General features: G+C 71.6%; 18 protein-coding genes. 11 read left to right on the plus strand and 7 right to left on the minus strand.

The window, feature by feature from the left end:
- Positions 1-30: 30 nt before the first annotated feature.
- The gene (locus AC1DE0_RS12405; protein WP_478100887.1) at positions 31-390 is read right to left on the minus strand and encodes a TraR/DksA family transcriptional regulator; all 360 of its coding nucleotides are present in this window, start codon (positions 388-390) and stop codon (positions 31-33) included.
- 73 nt (positions 391-463) lie between these two features.
- Between AC1DE0_RS12405 and AC1DE0_RS12410 the strand changes: the two genes are divergently transcribed.
- Positions 464-1,927: a hypothetical protein gene (locus tag AC1DE0_RS12410; RefSeq protein ID WP_478100889.1), complete on the plus strand. Its 1,464-nt coding sequence runs from the start codon at positions 464-466 to the stop codon at positions 1,925-1,927.
- A 101-nt stretch (positions 1,928-2,028) separates the two neighbouring features.
- A complete protein-coding gene (locus tag AC1DE0_RS12415; protein ID WP_478100891.1) occupies positions 2,029-3,288 on the plus strand; it encodes an Nramp family divalent metal transporter in 1,260 nt (419 codons plus the stop codon).
- Positions 3,289-3,760: 472 nt separating this feature from the next.
- Here the strand turns inward: AC1DE0_RS12415 and AC1DE0_RS12420 are convergent, their stop codons facing one another.
- On the minus strand, positions 3,761-4,792 hold the full coding sequence (locus AC1DE0_RS12420; RefSeq protein ID WP_478100893.1) for a phytanoyl-CoA dioxygenase family protein: 1,032 nt from the start codon (positions 4,790-4,792) through the stop codon (positions 3,761-3,763).
- A 219-nt stretch (positions 4,793-5,011) separates the two neighbouring features.
- Here AC1DE0_RS12420 and AC1DE0_RS12425 point away from each other — a divergent pair, with 219 nt between their 5' ends.
- From AC1DE0_RS12425 to AC1DE0_RS12440, 4 genes are all read left to right on the plus strand, one after another.
- On the plus strand, positions 5,012-6,160 hold the full coding sequence (locus AC1DE0_RS12425) for an acyl-CoA dehydrogenase family protein (protein WP_478100895.1): 1,149 nt from the start codon (positions 5,012-5,014) through the stop codon (positions 6,158-6,160).
- The gene (locus AC1DE0_RS12430) at positions 6,160-7,269 is read left to right on the plus strand and encodes an acyl-CoA dehydrogenase family protein (protein ID WP_478100897.1); all 1,110 of its coding nucleotides are present in this window, start codon (positions 6,160-6,162) and stop codon (positions 7,267-7,269) included. Before AC1DE0_RS12425 ends, AC1DE0_RS12430 begins: the two co-directional genes overlap by 1 nt.
- Positions 7,266-8,003 carry an enoyl-CoA hydratase-related protein gene (locus AC1DE0_RS12435; protein WP_478100899.1) on the plus strand — a complete coding sequence of 246 codons (738 nt, stop codon included), beginning with the start codon at positions 7,266-7,268 and terminating at the stop codon, positions 8,001-8,003. The genes AC1DE0_RS12430 and AC1DE0_RS12435 overlap by 4 nt, the downstream gene beginning before the upstream one ends.
- A 94-nt stretch (positions 8,004-8,097) precedes the next feature.
- Positions 8,098-9,297, plus strand: coding sequence for an MFS transporter (locus AC1DE0_RS12440; RefSeq protein WP_478100901.1), 1,200 nt, complete (start codon positions 8,098-8,100; stop codon positions 9,295-9,297).
- 188 nt (positions 9,298-9,485) lie between these two features.
- Here AC1DE0_RS12440 and AC1DE0_RS12445 read toward each other — a convergent pair whose 3' ends face one another.
- Together AC1DE0_RS12445 and AC1DE0_RS12450 are read right to left on the minus strand one after the other, a co-directional pair.
- Positions 9,486-11,240 carry an MDR family MFS transporter gene (locus AC1DE0_RS12445; protein ID WP_478100903.1) on the minus strand — a complete coding sequence of 585 codons (1,755 nt, stop codon included), beginning with the start codon at positions 11,238-11,240 and terminating at the stop codon, positions 9,486-9,488.
- A gap of 1 nt (position 11,241) precedes the next feature.
- Positions 11,242-11,769, minus strand: a complete 528-nt coding sequence (locus AC1DE0_RS12450) for a MarR family winged helix-turn-helix transcriptional regulator (RefSeq protein ID WP_478100905.1) — start codon at positions 11,767-11,769, stop codon at positions 11,242-11,244.
- Between the two features lie 229 nt (positions 11,770-11,998).
- On the opposite strand from AC1DE0_RS12450, the gene AC1DE0_RS12455 reads away from it, so the two are divergent.
- On the plus strand, positions 11,999-12,727 hold the full coding sequence (locus AC1DE0_RS12455; RefSeq protein ID WP_478100907.1) for an ANTAR domain-containing protein: 729 nt from the start codon (positions 11,999-12,001) through the stop codon (positions 12,725-12,727).
- 150 nt (positions 12,728-12,877) lie between these two features.
- Here AC1DE0_RS12455 and AC1DE0_RS12460 read toward each other — a convergent pair whose 3' ends face one another.
- Together AC1DE0_RS12460 and AC1DE0_RS12465 are read right to left on the minus strand one after the other, a co-directional pair.
- Complete coding sequence (locus AC1DE0_RS12460) at positions 12,878-13,666, minus strand: sigma-70 family RNA polymerase sigma factor (RefSeq protein ID WP_478100908.1); 789 nt, start codon at positions 13,664-13,666, stop codon at positions 12,878-12,880.
- A gap of 168 nt (positions 13,667-13,834) precedes the next feature.
- Positions 13,835-14,698: a maleylpyruvate isomerase family mycothiol-dependent enzyme gene (locus AC1DE0_RS12465; protein ID WP_478100910.1), complete on the minus strand. Its 864-nt coding sequence runs from the start codon at positions 14,696-14,698 to the stop codon at positions 13,835-13,837.
- 26 nt (positions 14,699-14,724) lie between these two features.
- Between AC1DE0_RS12465 and AC1DE0_RS12470 the strand changes: the two genes are divergently transcribed.
- Both AC1DE0_RS12470 and AC1DE0_RS12475 read left to right on the plus strand, forming a co-directional pair.
- Positions 14,725-16,809 (plus strand): bifunctional copper resistance protein CopD/cytochrome c oxidase assembly protein, encoded by a 2,085-nt coding sequence (locus tag AC1DE0_RS12470; protein WP_478100913.1) that lies wholly within the window; start codon positions 14,725-14,727, stop codon positions 16,807-16,809.
- A 45-nt stretch (positions 16,810-16,854) separates the two neighbouring features.
- Positions 16,855-17,088: a DUF6767 domain-containing protein gene (locus AC1DE0_RS12475; protein WP_478100915.1), complete on the plus strand. Its 234-nt coding sequence runs from the start codon at positions 16,855-16,857 to the stop codon at positions 17,086-17,088.
- 109 nt (positions 17,089-17,197) lie between these two features.
- Here the strand turns inward: AC1DE0_RS12475 and AC1DE0_RS12480 are convergent, their stop codons facing one another.
- The gene (locus AC1DE0_RS12480) at positions 17,198-17,404 is read right to left on the minus strand and encodes a hypothetical protein (protein ID WP_478100918.1); all 207 of its coding nucleotides are present in this window, start codon (positions 17,402-17,404) and stop codon (positions 17,198-17,200) included.
- A 130-nt stretch (positions 17,405-17,534) separates the two neighbouring features.
- Here AC1DE0_RS12480 and AC1DE0_RS12485 point away from each other — a divergent pair, with 130 nt between their 5' ends.
- Positions 17,535-18,341 (plus strand): carbon-nitrogen family hydrolase, encoded by an 807-nt coding sequence (locus tag AC1DE0_RS12485; protein WP_478100920.1) that lies wholly within the window; start codon positions 17,535-17,537, stop codon positions 18,339-18,341.
- Complete coding sequence (locus AC1DE0_RS12490) at positions 18,338-20,200, plus strand: NHL domain-containing thioredoxin family protein (protein ID WP_478100922.1); 1,863 nt, start codon at positions 18,338-18,340, stop codon at positions 20,198-20,200. Before AC1DE0_RS12485 ends, AC1DE0_RS12490 begins: the two co-directional genes overlap by 4 nt.
- Positions 20,201-20,244 lie beyond the last annotated feature (44 nt).

Genomic DNA, 20,244 nt, shown 5'->3' on the forward strand with positions numbered 1-20,244 from the left:
CCCACCGCTGTGCCCCGAGGCTGTTCGGGTTCAGCGGGAGCGCGCGTGGCCGGCGTGCAGGACGCACGTGCGCGCCGTCGGCCGCGCCTCGAGACGCTCTGCCGGGATCGCCGATCCGCACACCTCGCACCGCCCGTACGCGCCCGCCTCGAGCCGTGCCAGCGCGGCGTCGACCTCGTCGAGGTGTTCGCGCGTCTGGTCGACGAGAGCGCCCAGCTGTGAGCGTTCGTACGCAATGGTCGAGCCCTCCGGGTCGTGCTCGTCGTCGGCGTTCGACCCTTCGGCGGCGTCGACGACGAGGTCGTAGCCGCGTCGCAGCGCCTCGAGCCTCTCGACTGCCGTCCTCCGGTCGTCCTCCAACCGGTCGCGGGCCTCCCCGTGTTCGTCCATGCCGCCATTGTGGGCCGCCTGCGCGAGCAAGGGGGCGCCCGCCGACGAGTCGGCCTCCGACATGATGGGGCGCATGAGCGACCCCAGTGGAGTGGTCTTTCCCGTCGACCCGTCGTCCGGACGGCGCAGCACCACGGCGACCGGCCGGGCGGTCGTGGCCGACGCGCTGAGCCGTGTCGACGCCGTCGGAGCCGGCTCGGCCGAACGGGAGACGAACTGGCGCCAGGGCTACCTCCCGCACTTTCGCCGACTGGTGGAGGCGGGCCTGACCTCGCCGGAGGCGGCGCACGCGATCGCCGAGGACGGCCTGGCTTCGCTGCACGAGCGCATGCGGTGGGCCGGGCCCGACGGCGACCACCCGCTCGGGGACGTGTTCGCCGACGAGGGCCGGGCCCACGCCCTGGGCTCCGAGACCATCCGCGGGGCCGGCGTGCCCGACCGCACCCTCTCCCTGCCGTATGCCGGCGAGCGACTCTCGGGCGACGCGCTCCGTCGGCGCCTCGACGCGTGGGTCGAGGCCGGCACCATCGAGCCCACCTGTGCCGAGGCCGTCGGCCTCGTCATCGACAACCCCGACTGGCTGGACCTGTCCGACCGCACCGTCGTGGTGCTGGGCGCCGCTGCCGAGATGGGCCCCCTGCGCTCGTTGCTGCGTTGGGGCGCCCATGTCGCCGCAGTCGACCTGCCGCGAAAGGACTTGTGGGACAAGCTGATCGGTGACACGCACCGACTGGCCGGTTCGATCACGGTTCCGGTGCGTCCGGGGCCGGAGCCGGTGAGCCAGCGAGCTGGTGGTGACCTCGTCCACGACCTCGCCGCCGTCACCGGTTGGGTCGCCGGCCTCGAGGGCCGCCTCGTCATCGGCAACTACGTCTATGCCGACGGCGAGACCAACGTGCGCGTGTCGATGGCGGTCGATGCCCTCACCCGCCACGTCGTCGATGCGAAGGGCCGGGACGACGTCGGCCTCGCCTTCCTCGCGACACCGACCGATGTCTTCGCCGTGCCCGGGGAGGCTGTCGCCCACTCGGTCGACAGCTATGCCCGGCGCCGCACCTCCAAGGTGCTGCGCGTGCCGCTGCGGACCGTCAGCGGGGGCCGGCTGCTCCGGCGCAACTACCTGCCCGGGCAGGACCCCGGCATCAACGACAGCGTGGTGCTCCAGCAGGGACCCAACTACCTGCTGGCCAAGCGGCTCCAGCGGTGGCGGGCGACGGCATACCGCGGCAAGGGAGGGCTCGTGTCGTTCAAGGTGGCACCGCCCACGCGCACCCGGTCGGTCGTCAAGAACCGGGCGCTCGCGGCCGCGTACGCCGGCGCGCACCGTTTCGGCATCGAGGTCTTCGAGCCCGGCACCGCCAACACCCTCATGGCCGCGCTGCTCGTCCACGACCTGCGCACCGGGTCGCCGGCGCGCCCGACGCCCTGGCAGGACGAGGCGTATGCCGCGGCCCACGGGGGCCTGTGGACCTCGGCCTACGACCCGCGCAGTGCGCTCGGCCTCGCCGCCCTCCTCGGTCTCGCATCGGCCCGCTGACCCCCGCGGGCGGCACCACGTCCGGGGGCGGCGTTGATGAATGTGTCTCAATCCGGTCCCGGACTTGGCCTCCACGGGTGCGAGGCTCGATGCTGTCTCCCATGGAAGAGCAGGTCGCGCAGCGACCGCGGGTGAGTGAACGGTCGCCGGAACGTGGCCTCGGTGGCACCATCAGCGCGCCGCGCACCCTGGTGCCGGCGCTGCTGGCCGCCATCGCGTACGTCGACCCCGGCAACTTCGGCGTCAACATCACGTCCGGCGCCGAGCACGGCTACGCGCTCGTCTGGGTCGTCGTCTTCGCGAGCTGCTCGGCCATGGTCATCCAGTACATCGCGGCCAAGCTCGGCATGGTTACCGGCAAGAGCCTCGCCGAGCACAGCTCCGAGCGCTTCCCGGGGGTCGGCCGCCTGCTGCTCTGGGCCCAGGCCGAGCTCGTCGTCATCATGACCGACCTCGCCGAGATCGTCGGCGGCGCCATCGCCCTGAGGCTCCTCTTCGGTATGCCGCTCATGGCCGGGGCCGTGTGCGTCACCCTCTTCAGCCTGGTCGTGCTGGCGCTCAAGGTGCGCGGTCGCAGTCACTTCGACTCCGTCGTGCTCGTGCTCCTCAGCGTCATCATCGGCTCGCTCGTGTGGCAGGTCTTCATCGCCGACGTCGACCGGGTGGCGCTGCTGCGGTCGGTGGTGCCGAGCTCCCTCGACTCGTCCGCGGCGCTGCTCGCGGTCGGCATCGTCGGCGCGACGGTGATGCCGCACGCGCTCCACTTCCACTCCGCAGCCTCTCGCGGCCACGACGACGGCAGCGCCGAGGTGAGCCAGGCCGAGCGCGTGCGAGCCGGCCGGCGCACCGTGCGCAGCGTCGTCATCGCCATGACGGTGGCGGGGGTGGCTAACGTCAGCCTCGTCATCTTCTCGGCCGCGCTGCCGTCGGAGGCCGGGGCGAGCATCGAGACCGCGTATGCCGCGCTCGGTGCCAACGCGGGTCAGATCGCTGCGACCATGCTGGCCGTCGCGCTCCTCGCCTCGGGCCTCGCCTCGACCCTCGTCGGCGTGCAGACGGGCGACGTGGTCATGCAGGGCTTCGGCCGTCGGCCCATCGCCCCGCTCCTGCGCCGCATGGTCGCCGTCGTGCCGGCCCTCGTCATCCTCGGCATGGGGGTCGAGCCGACCAACGCCCTGGTCTGGAGCCAGGTCGTGCTGTCGTTCGCCCTGCCGGGCACGCTCGTGCCGCTGCTGCTCTTCACCCGCGACCGCCGCCTCATGGGGGCGCTCGTCAACCACCGGCTCACCACGGTCGTGGCCTCGCTCATCACCGCCGTGATCGTGGGGCTCTGCGGCTACCTCGTGCTCACCGGCCTCTGACCGGCTCGCGGCCACCGCGCCCTTCGCGTGGCTGCCGGCGGTCCGGCAGTCTTCCCCCGCGGCGGCTACGTCACTGTTGCACGGGGCGCAGCAGTGACGTACGCGATTCGTCTAGTCACCTGGCGGGGGACGCCTCCCGGCGGCTACGTCACTGTTACACGGGGCGCAGCAGTGACGTACGCGATTCGTCTAGTCACCTGGCGGGGGACGCCTCCCGGCGGCTACGTCACTGTTGCACGGGGCGCAGCAGTGACGTACGCGATTCGTCTAGTCACCTGGCGGGGGACGCCTCCCGGCGGCTACGTCACTGTTGCACGGGGCGCAGCAGTGACGGACGCGGCACAGGCGGGGACACGGCATACGGCATCGGCGAGGTCCGGACACGACGAAGGGCGGAGTCCGTCGGACTCCGCCCCTCGTCGTATTTCGTTCGGCGGTCACGTGGTCCCGAAGGACCCGAGCGCCGGATGCCTCAGCGGCTGGCGCGCCAGCCGTCGCGGGCACCCTTGGCGCCCGCGCGGGCCGCGCGGTAGGCGCGACGCAGCGTCGCCTTGGCGATCGCCTTCGCGTCGGGCGAGCTCGCCGCCGGGGCTGCCACCGGTGCGGCGGCCGGCTTGGCTGCCGGCTTGGCTGCCGGAGCGGGTGCCTTCTTCTGGCCCTCGTAGGGGAAGGGCTGCCACAGCTCGTTCAGCCCGGCAGTGGGGTCGTCCATGACCTCGGCCGGCATGTCGCGCAGGTTGAGGCCGGCGTCCTTGGCCGCCTGCCGTGCCTCGTCGTCGTAGGGGCGCTTGCGCCACGCGTCGACGAGGTACTTGCGGGTCTTCGTGTAGTCGGCGTAGCGCTTCGCGTGCTTGTCGTCGGCACCGATGTGCACGAACAGGGCGATGCGGTCGCCGTCGGCCTCGGCCACCTCTTCGGGCTTGAAGCGGTCGTGCTCGTTGGGCATCGGGAACGGAGCCTCGGGGTCCTTGAGCAGCATGCCGTTGCCGGAGTGGGTGATGCGCATGCTCCAGACGGCGAGGTCGCCGGGCTTGGTCTTGACGTAGAGGTTCTCGCCCTCGGTCGTGTTGCGCAGGTCGTGCGAGCCGATGCGGAGGTTGAGGCCGCCCGTGTGCTCGGAGTGGTCCTGGCAGTAGACGCCGAAGCGGAGCTGGGTGTAGCGGTCGGCCCAGTCGGGGGCGTCGGGGTCGACGCGGTCGGCGTTGTCCTTGTGCCAACCCTTCTGCGTGCCGTTGATGGTGAAGGAGCTGTCACCGCTGTAGAACAGCTCGTCGGTGCCAAGGAGCTTGCGGGCGACGGCGGCCATGCGTCCGTCGGTGATGACGTTGCGCAGGCGGGGGTTGGCGAGCAGGTCGCCGCCGTAGCCGCGTGAGGCGTAGGCCGCCTGGCGGAAGGCCTCGATCTCCTCGGGCGTGTAGACCCCCGGGAGGATCGCGTAGCCGCGCTCCCAGAACTTTTCGACGTCGAGGGCGTCGACGGCCCTTTCGATGGCTGGTGCCGACATTGAGCTGTCCTCCTGCATTCGGCGGCCGCGTGCCGCACTGCTGTTGATGACGTTGGAGGCTATCAGCGGAGTCCCTTCCACAGGCCTCCCGGACGCGTGGGCGAGACGCCGCGACCGGGCGCTGAGACGTGGCTGGGGGGCCGACGGGGCCGGCGTCGCGCTGCCCGCCGTGTGGGAGAGTGGCGCACGAACCTGCGACGTCGCACGAGGAAGGTGAGCATGTCGGCCCGTCTCGTCCCGCCGGGAGCCCGCGAGCTGCCGGGCCTGACCGAGCTTCGCCTCGAGGTGCGTGACTTCCTCGCCGAGCAGGTCGCCGCCGGCGCCTTCGTCCCGCATGTCGACACCTGGCTGACCCGCTGGGACCGGGACTTCACGCGCGAGCTCGGTCGCCGCGGTTGGCTCGGCATGGTCATCCCGCCCGAGTACGGCGGGCAGGGGCGCACCTACCTCGAACGGTTCGTCGTCACCGAGGAGCTGCTCGTCGTCGGCGCCCCTGTCGCCGCCCACTGGGTGGCCGAGCGCCAGATCGGCCCGTCGCTGCTGCGCTACGGCACCGAGGAGCAGAAGCAGACCTACCTGCCGGGCATCAGCCGCGGCGAGGTCGTCTTCGGCATCGGCATGAGCGAGCCCGACTCCGGGTCCGACCTCGCGAGCGTGCGCACCCGCGCCGAGCGCGTCGACGGCGGTTGGCGGCTCACGGGCACCAAGGTGTGGACGAGCGGCGCCCACGAGGCCGACGCGTTCTTTGCCCTCGCCCGCTCGGCCCCGCTCGACCCGCAACACCGGCACGCCGGCCTCACGCAGTTCATCGTCGACCTGAGGGCGCCCGGGGTGACGATCCGGCCCATCGTCTCGATGAGCGGTGACCACCACTTCAACGAGGTGCACCTCGACGGGGTCCTCATCCCCGACGACCGGGTCCTCGGCGACGTGGGGGAGGGGTGGGCGCAGGTCACGTCCGAGCTCGCCTACGAACGCAGCGGCCCCGAACGGGTCCTGTCCACCTTCCAGCTGCTCGCGGCGGCGGCGCAGGCGATGGACGACGGCCGGTTGCCCCTCGACCCCGGCCTGGGGCGCCACGTGGCGCGGGTGGCCGCGTTGCACCACATGTCGTTCGCCGTGTCGGTCGCGCTGGAGAAGCACGACGACGCCGACACGGCCGCTGCCGTGGTCAAGGTGCTCGGCACCACGGAGGAGGGCGACATCGCCGACTACGCCGACACCCTGACGGCCACCGGGTGGGCCCTCGACGAGGAGCTCGACACGCTCCTGCACGCTGCGATCCTGCAGCGGCCCGGGTTCACGCTCCGCGGGGGCACCAACGAGATCCTGCGCGGCGTCATCGCCCGCGGGCTGGGGCTGCGCTGATGGTCGGCCCACACGGCTCCTCCGGCGTCGACCGGCTCGCGGCCTCGACGACTCCCGACCCCGACCTCGTCGAGGTGCTGGGCGACCTCTTCGCCGACTACCGTGCCTCCCGCACGACGCCCACCGCCGTCGTCGACCTCGACCGCAGTCTGTGGCAGCGGCTCGAAGACCTCGGCATGACCCGTCTCACCGGCTCCGAGTCCTCCGGTGGCAGCGGTGGCGGCTGGGTCGACGCCGCAGCGCTGCTCGGACTGGCCGCGGCCGCGGCGGCGCCCGTGCCGCTCGCCGAGCACGACGTGCTCGGCGGCTGGCTGCTCGAGGCGGCCGGCCTGCCCAACGACGGAGGCCTGCGCACCGTATGCCGTCCCGACCCCTCAGGTGTCGCCCTCAACGTCACGTGGGCGCGCGACGCGAGCCGGGTCGTGGCGCTCTGGGAGGACCGCGACGAGTGGCGCGTGGCCGACGTCCCCGCCGACCGCATCGGCATCGAGGAACGCCGCAACCTCGCGGGCGAGCCCAGCGACACGGTGGAGTTCGACGTCGACGACCTCGAGGCGGGCACGCTCGTGCCGCACGAGATCGGCGAGCAGTTCCACCTCCGCGGTGCCCTGGCCCGGTCGGCGCAGGTCGTCGGCGCGATGGAGCGGGTCGTCGAGATCGTGCTGACGCACGTGCGCGAACGACACCAGTTCGGCCGGCCGATCGGCCGCTTCCAGGCCGTCCAGCACCTCGTGGCCGACATCGCCTCCGAGACCGCCCTCGCCCGCGCCGCCACCGACGCCGCCGTCTCGCGGGCCGCCGCCTCCGACTGGCAGGACCCCGGCATGCTCTTCGCCGTCGGCGTCGCCAAGTCGTGCGTGGGCCACGCGGCCTCGGTCGTCGTCCGGGGCTCGCACCAGGTGCTGGGGGCCATCGGCACCACCCTCGAGCACGAGCTGCACACCCTGACCAGGCCGATCCTGGCCCGCCGCAGCGAGTACGGCTCGCTGCACGACTGGGACGAGACCCTCACGACGCTCGCCTCGTCGGCGGGCCACGACCGCCTCTGGACGCTCGTCACCACGGGCCGGGCCAAGCCCTCCCACGACCACAGGAGCCACGCACCATGACCGAGGTCCGCTACGACGTGAGCGACGGCGTCGCGCTCATCACCCTCGACGCCCCCGACCGGCGCAACGCGCTCTCCGTCGAGATGGCCCACCAGCTCGTCGACGCCGCTCGCACCGCCGAGTCCGACGACTCGGTCGGGGCGGTCGTGGTGACCGGCGGCCGGCACTTCTGCGCCGGCGCGGTGCGCGGCGTCCTCGCCGACACCGGCCGCGACCCGGTCGAGGACGAGGCATACCGCAACCTCGAGACGGTCTACTCCGCCTTCACCACGATCGGCTCGATCGGCCTGCCCACCGTGGCCGCCGTGCGCGGCGCCGCGGTCGGGGCCGGCCTCAACCTCGCGCTCGCCACCGACCTGCGCATCGTCTCGCGCACCGCCCGGCTGCTGCCTGGCTTCTCGCAGATCGGCATCCACCCCGGCGGCGGCCACTTCACGCTGCTCAACCGTGTCGCCGGCCGTGAGGCCGCCGCCGCCCTCGGGCTCTTCGGCGACGAGGTCGACGGCGACCGCGCCGTGGCCCTCGGACTCGCGTGGGCGGCATACGAGGACGACCACGTCGAGCCGCAGGCGATGGCGCTCGCGTCACGCATCGCGAAGGACCCCGCGCTGGCCCGGCGACTGGTCGCCAGCTTCCGCCGCGAGACGGCTCCCGGAGGGGTCCCGTGGGACGTCGCCGTCGAGCTCGAGCGCTCGCCGCAGATGTGGTCGCTGAGGCGCAAGCACGGGTCCTGACGGGCGTCCTACCCACCTTCGACGATTCGCGCTCTCCCGGGGACGTGGTGCAAGGATGGGGAGGTTCGCCGTCCCCCATCGACAAGGAGCTGCTGTGCTGGCCTCCTATCGACCTCTCTTCGAGGTACCGGGGGCGCGCACCTTCATCGCAGGGGGGATGGTGGCCCGCACCGCGGGCTCGATGTTCGGCGTGGCCGTCGTCGCCATGGTCGCCGCGCGGTCCGGCTCGTACGAGCTCGCCGGGGCCGTCGTCGCCGTCGGCATGGTGGCCCTCGCGCTCTTCGCGCCCTTCCTCGGCCGGCTCGTCGACCGCTACGGGCAGCGGCGGATCGCGATCCCGTTCTTCCTCTGGTCGGGCGTCTGGGCGGTGCTGACCATCCTCACGTCGGTCAACGGCTGGCCGTCGTGGCTGCTCTTCATCACCTTCCCGATGTGTGGGGCGATCCCGAACATGGGGACCATGGCCCGCGCCAGGTGGACGCACATCTTCGCCCACGACCCGCGCTCGCTCCACTCGGCGATGTCGTTCGAGCAGGTGATGGAGGAGCTGACCTTCGTCATCGGGCCGGTCGTCGCGATCTGGCTCTCCACGACCTGGTTCCCCGAGGCCGGGTTCGTCGTCGCGACCGTCGCCTACGGCATCGGCGTGCTCGTCTTCCTCTCGGCGCGTTCGACCGAGCCTCCGGTCGTGCCGCACCACGAGCGTCCCGAGGGCCACGCGCACCACAACCCCGGCCTCATCCCGCTCGCCTTCATCATGGTGATGACCGGCGCGATCTTCGGCGTCAACGAGGTCGTCACGCTGGCCGTCGCGCAGGACCACGACGCCCAGGCAGCCGCCGGCGCCATCCTCGCCCTGTATGCCGTCGGGTCGGGTGTCGCGGGCCTCGTCTTCGGTCACGTGTCGCACGGGCGCAACCTGGTCAAGCTGCTCATCGTGGGCACGCTGGGCATGGGCCTGCTCGCCGCACCGCTCGTGTTCGCGCCGAACCTCTGGGCGCTCGCCGCCCTCATGGTCGTCGCCGGCATGGCCACCGCCCCGACCCTCATCACGACGATGAACCTCATCGAGCGCATCGTGCCCAAGGCCCAGCTCAACGAAGGCATGACGATCGTGCTGACCGGTCTCATCATCGGCATCGCGGCCGGCTCGGCCGTGTCGGGCGCGGTCGTCGACCGCGTGGGCGCGCAGCACGGCTACTGGGTGGCGGTCATCGCCGGCGGGTTCGCCTTCGTGATGGCCCTCGGCACGCGCGCCTTCCTCAGCCGCCGCGAGCTGCACAACCTCCGCTGACCCGCGCACGACGTCCCGGGCGAGGACCTGGACCAAGCGCTCCGGCATACCTCCTCGCCGCCCACCGTCGAGTGGCCAAAGTCTGCGGTCTCCCGCACGTCGAAAGGCCACTTCTCGCGGCGAGAAGTGGCCTTTCGACTTCCGTCAGGCGGCCAACTTCGGCCTCTCGACGGTTGAGGTGGGGTGGGTCAGTGGCCGGCGGGGATGGCTGCCTGGTCGTCCTGCTTGGCCGCCCCCGGCTGGCCCGGCTTGGGGCCGAGGTCGACGTGAGGCAGGAAGAGCGTCGCGATGACGGCCAGCACCATGACGCCCGATGCGACGAGGAAGACCACCGACATGGCGTCGGAGAAGCCGACGAGGAACGGATGGGCCAGCGTCGGGTCGAGCTGCTGGATGAACGAGCTGTCCTGCAGCGCGGCGTTGCCCGCGCCGCCAGCCGCCTGGCCGGACTGCTGGGCGGCCTGCATCTGGTGGACGAACTGCGCGTTGACCTGCGGGTCGCCGCCGGTGGGGTTGCGGGACGCGGCGATGAACGCCGGGTCGGACGCCGCGGTCGCGAACGCCTCGTTGATCTTCGTGCCGGCCTGCGAGAAGAGGATCGAGAGGAAGACCGCGGTGCCGAGCGTGCCACCGATCTGACGGGTGAACGTCGCCGACGACGTGGCGACGCCCATGTCCTTGCGGTCGACGGCGTTCTGCACGGCGAGGGTCAGCGGCTGGAAGTTGAAGCCGAGCCCGACGCCGAAGAAGAACATCCCGATCATGACCTTCCACAGGTCGGTGTCGGCACCGACGTAGTGGAAGCCGAAGAGGGCGAGCACGAGCAGCACCGCGCCGATGATCGGCCAGTGCCGGTAGCGACCGGTGCGCGAGATCATCTGGCCCGAGAGGATCGAGCCGAGCATGATGCCGAGAGTCATCGGCAGGAGCATCAGGCCGGCCTCGGTCGGCGTCGCACCCTTGACGATCTGCAGGTAGAGCGGCAGCGCTGCGAGACCGCCGAACATGCCCATGCCGATGAAGACCGAGGCGATCGACGACGAGGCGACCGTGCGGTTCTGGAAGAGGCGCAGCGGGATGAGTGCCTCCTCGCCCATGGACTTCTCGATGAGGAAGAAGGCGATGAAGCCGATGGCGCCGATGGCGTAGCAGAGGACCGCGGTGACCGAGCCCCAGCCCCACTCGCGACCCTGCTCGGCCACGATGAGGAGCGGCACGAGGGCGATCGAGAGCGATGCGGCGCCCCAGTAGTCGATCCGGTGGTCGAGACGCTTGTGCTTGAGGTGCAGGGTGCGGGTGACGACGAAGAGCGCCGCGATGGCGATCGGCACGTTGACGAGGAAGACCCAGCGCCAGCCGGTGACCCCGAAGAGGGTGGCCTGCCCGGCGAAGAAGCCGCCGATGACCGGTCCGAGCACGCTCGAGGTGCCGAAGACGGCGAGGAAGTAGCCCTGGTACTTGGCCCGCTCGCGTGGCGGCACGATGTCGCCGATGATTGCGAGGGCGAGCGAGAAGAGACCGCCGGCGCCGATGCCCTGCACCGCGCGGAAGGCGGCGAGCGACGGGATCGACCAGGCGAGCGTGCAGAGCATCGAGCCGATCGTGAAGATCGAGATCGCGAAGATGAAGAGCTTCTTGCGCCCGTAGATGTCGCCGAGCTTGCCGTAGAGCGGCGTCGCGATGGTGCTCGTGATCAGGTATGCCGTCGTGACCCACGCCTGCCCGGCGAGGTCGTTGAGGTCGTCGGCGATGACGCGCATGGCGCTCGCGACGATGGTCTGGTCGAGCGCCGCGAGGAACATCCCCATCATGAGGCCGACCAGGATCGTGACGATCTCGCGGTGCGACAACGGCGTGTGGTCGGCTGCCGGGGCCCGGTGGCCCGGCGTGGCGCCCGATGCGGCGCTCAGCGCGCCGTTCGGTTCGGCCGTGGTGTCGGACATGTCAGTCCTCTTTCTGGTTCTGGTCCTGCAGCTGTCTGGTGGTGTGGAAGGGCATCGGGGGCGGCGCTGCACCCCGGGCCCGGAGGTTGGCGTCGAGCACGTCGCCGAGCTCACGCAGTCGGTCCACGAACGCGGCGGTCTCGGGGCTCTGCCAGTCGGAGAGCAGCCCCTGGAACCACGCGGCGCGGGAGGCCTGGATGCGATCCAGGGCGTCACGCCCGCGCTCGGTGAGCGACACGACGGACGCACGCCCGTCGTTGGGGTCCGCGCTCTTCTCGAGCAGCTCGACCGCCACGAGGGCGCTGACCTGCCGGCTGACGGTGGACACGTCGTTGTGGAGGGTCGTCGCGATGTCGGAGATGCGCACGGTCCCGGCCCCGGCCACGACGAAGAGCACGGGGTATGCCGTGACGTCGACGTCGACGTCGTCCTCGAGCCGCGGGGCCGTGTTGCGGGCGGCCACGAGCAGCTTCTGGACGCGCAGCAGCCCGAGGAAGACGTCGTTCGCCTCGTCCTTGCTGACCGTCACCGCGTGAACCCCTTCGATTACTTGCTTGCAGCATGCAAGTATTTGCCCGGCACTGGTCGGTGTCAACTTTCCTGTCCAGGGTTCGTGCCCACGGATGGGGCGTTGCTCCCACCTGCAGGTCCGTTGTGGTTTTCTGTGGTCCTCGCAGTGCAGCCAGGTGCGAAGATGACTGACGCGCCGGTCCGTCCAGAAGCGGCGACACGGCCCACGTCCGAGTGGAGGGAGTGCCATGAACAGCGACGTCCCCGTCGACCCGACGATCACCGACGTCTTCCGACAGATGTCGGCCCTCGTCTATGCCGGCGCCGACTCCGGCTCGATCCACCAGGCCCTCGTCGACGCCTCGGCCCGACTCGTCGAGGGCTGCACCCGCGCCTCGCTTCTCGTGCGCACGCGCGACCGGTTCGTCACCGCGGCGAGCACCGACGACATCGCCCGGCGCATCGACCAGATCGAGCTCGAGGTCGGTGAGGGGCCCTGCGTCGATGCGATCGTCGAGGAGGCCTACCAGCACGACCCCGACCTCACCGACGGCACGACGCCGTGGCCGCGGTTCGCCGAGCGCATCGTCGCCGAGACGCCGGTGCGTTCCGCCATCGGCTACCGGCTCTTCCTCGACGGCGACAAGGTGGGAGCCCTCAACCTCTTCGCCGACGTGCCGGGCGCCCTCACGGCGAAGTCGGCCGACACCGGCGCGGTCATCGCGTCGTTCGCGTCGGTGGCCATGATGGCCATCCGCGCCCGTGAGGAGGCCGCGACCCTGCGTCAGGGTCTGAGCAGCAACCGCGAGATCGGCAAGGCGGTGGGACTGCTGATGGCGGCGCACCACATCAGCGGCCAGGAGGCGTTCGAGCTGCTCCGCAGCACCTCGCAGGAGCTGAACATGAAGCTGGCCCACGTGGCCTCGCAGGTCATCGAGGGGCAGGAGTCGCAGTTCACCGGCAACCACCGCGGGTGAATCGCCTTCCGCCACAAAGGCATTGCGGGTCGGCCCGGCGCGAGCGACCGTGACGGCCCCCACCCGGTGCACGACCCGCCGGTGACGACAAGCGGCCCCGAAGCGCTGGGAGGTGCGCGTCGGGACCGCCGGTGGGGTTCTCTGGAGGGGTCAGGCCGAGACCATGCCCTCCGCGGTGAGCTGTCGCCGCAGCTCGTCGAGCGTGCGTCGCAGCAGCCTGCTGACCTGCATCGCGCTGAGCCCCATGGACTCCGCGATCTCGGCCTGGGTCATGTCGCCGCCGAAGCGCAGCTGCACGAGCCGCTGGTCGCGGGCCGGCAGCCTCTCGAGAGCGCTGCGCACGACGATGCCCTCGTCGAGTGCCGGGTCGGCGCCCGGGTCGCCCCGTGCGTCGAGCAGGTCGAGCACCGGCCTGGCGCCGTCGCTCGTCGTCGTGTCGAGCGAGGCGGGCCGCAGGTTCGTCGCGGCGACCTGGGCCTCCTTGACCGACTCGAGGGTGAGGTCGAGCTCGCTCGCGAGCTCACCGGCGTCCGGGTCATGGCCCAGACGCTGCTCGAGCCGGGACCTGGTGTCGGTGACGAGCTGACGGCGTTCCTGGAGCTCGCGCGGGGGGCGCACGAGCCAGCCGTGGTCGCGGAAGTGACGACGCAGCTCGCCGGTGATGGTCGGCGTGGCATAGGCGCCGAACTCGGTGGGCTTGTCGAGGTCGAAGCGCTGGATCGCCTTGAGCAGGGCGAGGAACGCCACCTGCTCGAGGTCCTCACGGTCGAGGCCCTTGCCGGAGTAGCGGTGGGCGAGGGAGCGTGCGAGCGGCATGTGCAGCAACGTCACGGCCTCGAGGGCGTTTGCGCGTTCGGACTCGGAGTCCGCCGTGCGTAGGGCATGAATGAGATCTCTGGTTCGCGCATCCCTGCGCGGACCCGCGGACGGGTCGGTCATTGTGTCTCCGATGATCGGATATCCCCGATGCGGCACTGGCTTGACCGACTACCTATGACGCTAGGCCGTTGCCCAGACATACACAAGATGGGCGTACTTACCGTGGGGGTGTCCCGAGGTGTATAAGGGCATCGCGCCCCGGTGACCTCCGAACGGGGACGGGGAGCGTCAGTGCGTGACGACGACGAGTGCCTCGAGAACCCGCCGTGCGATCTCCTCGTCGCCCGTCACCGTGTAGTGGATCTCGTCGACCGGACGACGCCCGGCCGCCCGTCGGGTCAGTGACTCGGTGGTGAGGTGGATCGACGTGACATCGAGCTGCTCCTCGCCCTCGGGGCGGTCGTGACCGCTGAAAAGGGCTTCGCCGTAAGGTCGCCCGTCGTCGCCGGTCACCACGCGCACGCCGTCTCGGGCCACGACGGGGCCGCTCACGTCGATGACGACGGCGTGACCCGGACCGACGTCGGCGGCGCGAGCCGCGATGCGCGGGAGGGCGGCGAGGATGTCTGCGGTGAACACCGCGGCGCTCGGCGAGTCGAGGTTTCCGGGCCGGTCGAGCGCGGCACGCAGGTCCTGCTCGTGCACCCAGGCATCGACGACTCGACGGTGCAGGTGCCCCCCGAACGTCGTGTCGGGCCCGAAGAAACCGCCGATCACCGTGTCCATGTCGGCGTCGAACTCGCGCAGCTCGGCGACTCGCCGGGGGTGGAACTCGGCGAGCTCGGCGACGACCTCGCGGCCGCTGAGCCCACGACGAGCCTCGACGTCGACCTCCACGAAGCGGGCGAAGTCACTGTGCAGGTGGGGGTAGTCGGGCACCGTGACCTCGACGCGGGGCAGGCCGGCGAACGACTTCTCGGAGCCGACGACGTGCGAGATCTGGTCCTTGACGGTCCAGCCCGGACACTCGGTCTGCAGGTCGAAGTCGTCGTCGCGGCATGAGAAGCCGAGATCGATGATCGACTGGACGGAGTGGTCGAACGCGTCGATCAGACCGATCCGGTCGTCGGGGGCAGCCGGGTGCATGGGCATGTCATCAGACTACTTACCCTTGACGCATGCCTACCCAGCAGCGAGCCGGTCTCGCCGACCCTCGCGCGGGAGCCCAGCCCGCCGCCTCGTGGGGCGCCTCGGCCGTGGTCGCCGCGGTCGTCGTCGTGGGGCTGCTCGCCACCGTCGTGGCCGCCCGCTACACGGGCGCGACCGACTCACCCCCCGACGGCATCATCGATGCCGGACCGGTCGTGCGCTGGGCACTCCCGCTCGCCCGGGTCGTGCACGACGTCGCGGCCTCGCTGACCATCGGGTCGCTGCTGCTGGCGGCCACGATGGTGCCGGGGCGCACCCGGCAGGAGAGCGCCTCGCTCGACGAGCCGCGTCGGGCGGCTGCCTTCCGGGTCGCGACCGCCGCGGCGTTCGTCTGGGCGGTCGCGGGCGCCGTGGGTGTGGCGCTCACCTTCGCCGACGCCGCCGGTCTGCCGCTCAGTGACCCGACCTTCGGCACGAACTTCACGGGCAACGTCTGGAGCATCGAGACGCTCAGGGTCGGGCTGATCAGTGCGATCGCAGCCTTCGCGGTCGCGTCCGTGGCCTCCGTCGCCCGCGCGCGCTCCGTGGCGGTCGGGCTCACGGTCGTGTCGGCGTTCGGCCTGCTCGTGCTGGGTCTCGCCGGCCACGCCGGCGGCTCGGCCGACCACGAGACCGCGGTCAACGCGCTCGCCGCCCACCTGCTCAGCGCCGGCGTCTGGGTCGGTGGTCTGATGGCGCTCGTCGTCCTGCGCAGCCACCTCGGCGACGCCCTGGGCGCCGTGGCCCGCCGCTACTCGACCGTGGCGCTGTGGTGCTTCGTCACGCTGGGTGTCTCGGGTGTCATGTCGGCCACGACCCGGCTCGGCGGCTGGTCGGATCTCGCGACGGCATACGGCGTGCTCGTGCTCGTCAAGGTGCTCGCCTTCGTGGCTCTCGGTGTCGCCGGCGTGTGGCACCGCCGCGTCACCCTTGACCGCATCGACGACGCGACGTCGGCCGGGGACCGGGCCGGTCGGGGCCGGCTCTTCGCCCGGCTCGCGGTCGCCGAGACGCTGGTGATGGGCCTCGCGTTCGGGGTCGCGGCAGCCCTGTCGCGCACCGCACCGCCGGTGCCCGAGAGCGTGTCGAACCCCTCGCCGGCCCTGGCACTCACGGGCTTCCCCGCCCCGCCCGCACCCACGGCGCTGTCATGGCTGACCGCCTGGCGCGTCGAGTGGCTCTTCCTCGCGACGGGGCTGCTGGCCATCGGTGTCTACGTCGTGGGGGTCGTGCGGCTGCGCAGGCGAGGTGATGCCTGGTCGGTGCTGCGCACCCTCGCGTGGGTGGCCGGTTGGCTGCTGTTCCTCTACGCCACCAACGGCGTGCTCGGCGTCTACAGCCGGGTCGCCTTCTCCTGGCACATGGTGCTGCACATGACCGAGGCGATGGTCGTCCCGATCCTGCTCGTCCTCGGGGCGCCGGTCACGTTGGCGCTGCGCACCCTGCGCCCCCGTCGTGACGGCACGCTCGGCCCGCGCGAGCTGCTGCTCGGCGTGGTGCACTCGCGCTTCCTCGCGGTGCTCGGCAACCCGGCCGTGGCGGCCACGCTGTTCTTCTCCAGCCTCGTCGTCTTCTACTGGACGGGCCTGTTCCAGCTGGCCCTCCAGACCCACACGGGCCATCTGCTCATGACCGCCCACTTCGTGCTCACCGGCTACCTCTTCGCGTGGGTGCTCGTCGGAGTGGACCCGGGCCCGAAGAAGTGGAGCCCGGCCCTGCGACTGGTCGTGCTCTTCGCGACGATCTCCTTCCACGCGTTCTTCGGCGTCGCGATGATCAGCGGCACGACGGTGCTCGGCGGCGACTTCTTCGAGGTGATCAAGATCCCCTGGATCGGTGACTCCGCCGCCGCCCGCCTCACCGACCAGCAGTACGGCGGCGGTGTGGCGTGGGCCATCGGTGAGCTGCCCTCCCTCGTGCTCGCCATGATCGTCGCACTCCAGTGGTCGCGCAGCGACAGGGCCGAGTCGAGGCGGGTCGACCGCCGGGCCGACCGCGACGGCGACGCCGAGCTCGCGGCCTACAACGAGCGCCTCGCGTCGCTCGCCAGGCGCGACGACAACGCCGCGCGCTGACCGGGCGCTACTACTACATGCGGTAGTATTCGGTCAGGAGGTTCCATGTCCCGCAGACCACCCGCCCCGATGTGCCCGATCCGGCTCGGCGAGGCGTGCAGCCTCTGCGTCCCGGGTGCCACCGGCCCACAGGACTGTGGCCTCGTCTACCTCGTGCAGAGCGACCCCGAGCTGCGCGAGCAGCTCGCTGCCCGTCGCAGCGCGTACTCCGCGACCCGGGGACGCACGGCCGGGGTCGGTGGTGCCGACCTCAGCGCACCGGCTGCTGCAGCTCGGTGACCCAGGCGTCCGGGTCGCCCACCGTGACCGCCCGGTCGCAGGCCGGGAGCGCGCTCACCTCGGCGCCCTCGACGTCGACCGACTCGAGCGCCGGGAACCCGACGCCCCATCACGTCCCGTCCGCATCGCCGTCGTACCAGGCGAGCGACGCCGACTGGAGCGTCACCCCGGCCGCACCGAGGCCGCTGACGAGCCGGTCGAACGCCGGCCCGATCTGCTGTCCCAGCTCGCTCATGTCGGCGACCCGTCCGGTCATCTGCGCCAACATGCGCAGCGTGACCACCGCGAGCCGGGCGAAGTCTCCGATGTTGAACATGACGACCATGGTCTACGCCCTCACACGGTGTGAGGGCCTAGGCCGACGGACACCGAGGGCGTATGCCTGGTGCTGCCCGGGTGCCGGGCGTGGCCGACCGCCGCCGACCGGGTCGTGTGAGCATGGGGGCATGAAGGTTGCCCTCATCCAGCTCGCCTACGGCGACGACGAGTCCGTCGCCCACCGCACGGCCAGGGTCGCCGACCTCGTGCGCGCCCAGGAGGGTCACGACCTCGTCGTGCTGCCCGAGCTGTGGTCCGCAGGTGGCTTCGACTACACGCACTGGGACGAGCGAGCCGAGGCGGTCGACGGCCCTGTGGCACAAGCGCTCTCGGCTGCGGCCCGAGACGCGGGCGTCATGCTGCACGGCGGGTCGATCGTCGAGCGGGGCGCGCCGACCGAGGCCGACGGACGCGGACTCTGGAACACCAGTCTCGTCTTCTCGCCGTCTGGTGAGCTCGTGGCGACGTACCGCAAGATCCACCGGTTCGGCTTCGGCGAGGGCGAGCCGAGCCTCATGGACGCCGGAGAGGACCTGGTCGTCGTCGACGTGCCTGTGGCCTCCGGCGCGACGGTGCCCGTGGGGGTCTCGACCTGCTACGACCTGCGCTTCCCCGAGCTCTACCGGCGGCTCCTCGACCGTGGCGCCGAGGTCTTCGTCATCCCGGCCGCGTGGCCGCGCAGGCGCGTCGGGCACTGGACGCTGCTGGGCCAGGCGCGCGCGATCGAGGACCAGTGCGTCGTGCTCCAGTGCAACACCGCCGGCACGCATGCCCGCCACGAGATGGGCGGACACTCGCAGGTCGTCGACGCCGCCGGGAAGGTTCTCGCCGCCGCGGGCCTTGACGAGGAGGTGCTGAGCATCGACATCGACACCGCGGCGACGCTCGAGTGGCGGCGCACCTTCCCCGTGCTGCCCGACCGGAGACTCTCGTGAGCGCCGACGCCTCGACGCTTCGCGCGCGCGTCAAGGTCCGCGCCGCAGAGCTCGTCGGCCGCGGGTGGCTCAACACGGGCGGACGCCCGTTGTCGCTCGCCGATCTGCGCGGGCGCGTCGTCGTGCTCGACTTCTGGACCTTCTGCTGCATCAACTGCCTGCACGTCCTCGACGAGCTGCGCCCGGTCGAGCAGCAGTTCCCCGACGCCCTGACGATCATCGGCGTGCACTCCCCGAAGTTCGAGCACGAGGCCGACGCCGACGCCCTGACCGCCGCCGTCGAGCGTTATGCCGTCCACCACTCGGTGCTCGACGATCCCGAGCTCGTCACGTGGAGGGCCTACGCCGCGCGGGCGTGGCCGACCCTCGTGGTCGTCGACCCGGAGGGCTACGTCGTCGCGTCGATGTCCGGTGAGGGGCACGGGCCCGGGCTCGCTTCTCTCGTCGCCGAGCTCATCGAGGAGCACCGCGCGAAGGGCACCCTGCAGCCGGGGGACGACCCCTACGTCCCGCCGCCCGCTCCTGAGACCGCCCTGCGCTTCCCCGGCAAGGCCGCGGCCCTGCCCGACGGCTCGTTCGTCGTCTCCGACACCTCCAACCACCAGATCGTGCACCTCGAGGGCGACCTCGAGACCGAGCGCGCCCGCTGGGGAGGCGAGGGCGTCCTCAACGAGCCACAGGGCGTCCTGCTCGCGACGCCCGAGGTGGCCGAGCGCCTGGGTGTCGACCTGCTCGTCGCCGACTCGGTCAACCACCAGCTCAAGGGAATCCGCTTCTCGGACGGCTCGATCCACGTCGTGGCGGGCACGGGCCGCCAACTGCGCGAACGCACCGGCGGCGGTCCTGCCCTCGAGCAGGCGCTGTCGACGCCGTGGGACCTCGCGTGGCTGGGCGACCGCGTCGTCATCGCCATGGCCGGCACGCACCAGCTGTGGGCCTGGACCCCGGGCGACACCATCGAGCACGGCATCGTCGAGGTCGTCGGCGGCACGTCGAACGAGGGCCTCGTCGACGGGCCGGCCCTGGATGCCTGGTTCGCCCAGCCGTCGGGCCTGGCCGCCTCCCCGTCGGGCGAACGCCTCTGGGTGGCCGACGCCGAGACGTCCGCGCTGCGTTCCGTGCACCTCGGTGCCGATGGGGGCCAGACCGTCGAGACTCACGTCGGCACAGGCCTGTTCGACTTCGGACACCGCGACGGCAATGCGACCGAGGCGCTGTTCCAGCACCCGCTCGGGGTCACCGAGCTGCCCGACGGGTCGGTGGCCGTCAGCGACACGTACAACGGTGCGATCCGTCGGTTCGACCCCGTCACTCGTCAGGTGACGACCGTGGCGCAGGGCCTCGCCGAGCCGAGCGACGCCGTCGTCGAGGTCGACCCGGAGTCCGCGCAGACCCGTCTCGTCGTCGTCGAGTCCGCGTCGCACCGGCTTGTCCGTGTCGCCCTGCCCGAGGACGCCCAGCGCGTCGACGGACCGGCGCACCGCACCCAGCGCCCGTCGACGCCCCTTCCGTCCGGCGAGGTGACGCTCGAGGTGACCTTCGTGCCCCCGGCAGGCCAGAAGCTCGACCACCGCTGGGGCGACCCGACACGGCTCGACGTGTCGGCCACCCCCGACGCACTGCTCGTCGAGGGAGCCGGCCGTGCCGAGGGACTGACCCGCCGTCTGGTGCTGCGCGGCGACATCGGCACCGGCACCCTGCACATCTCGGTCCAGGCCGCCTCGTGCGACGGCGACCCGGTCACAGGCGAGGTGCCCGAGCACGCCGCCTGTCACCTCTTCCAGCAGGACTGGGGCATCCCCGTGGTCATCGACCCGGCCGCCCCTGCCACACTGGCTCTCGACCTCCGGGGGGTCTAGCGAGGTCTGCGGTGCGACCGGGAGCGTCCCGGACGCCGACGATC

The sequence above is a fragment of the Terrabacter sp. 05T424 genome (assembly GCF_056396225.1).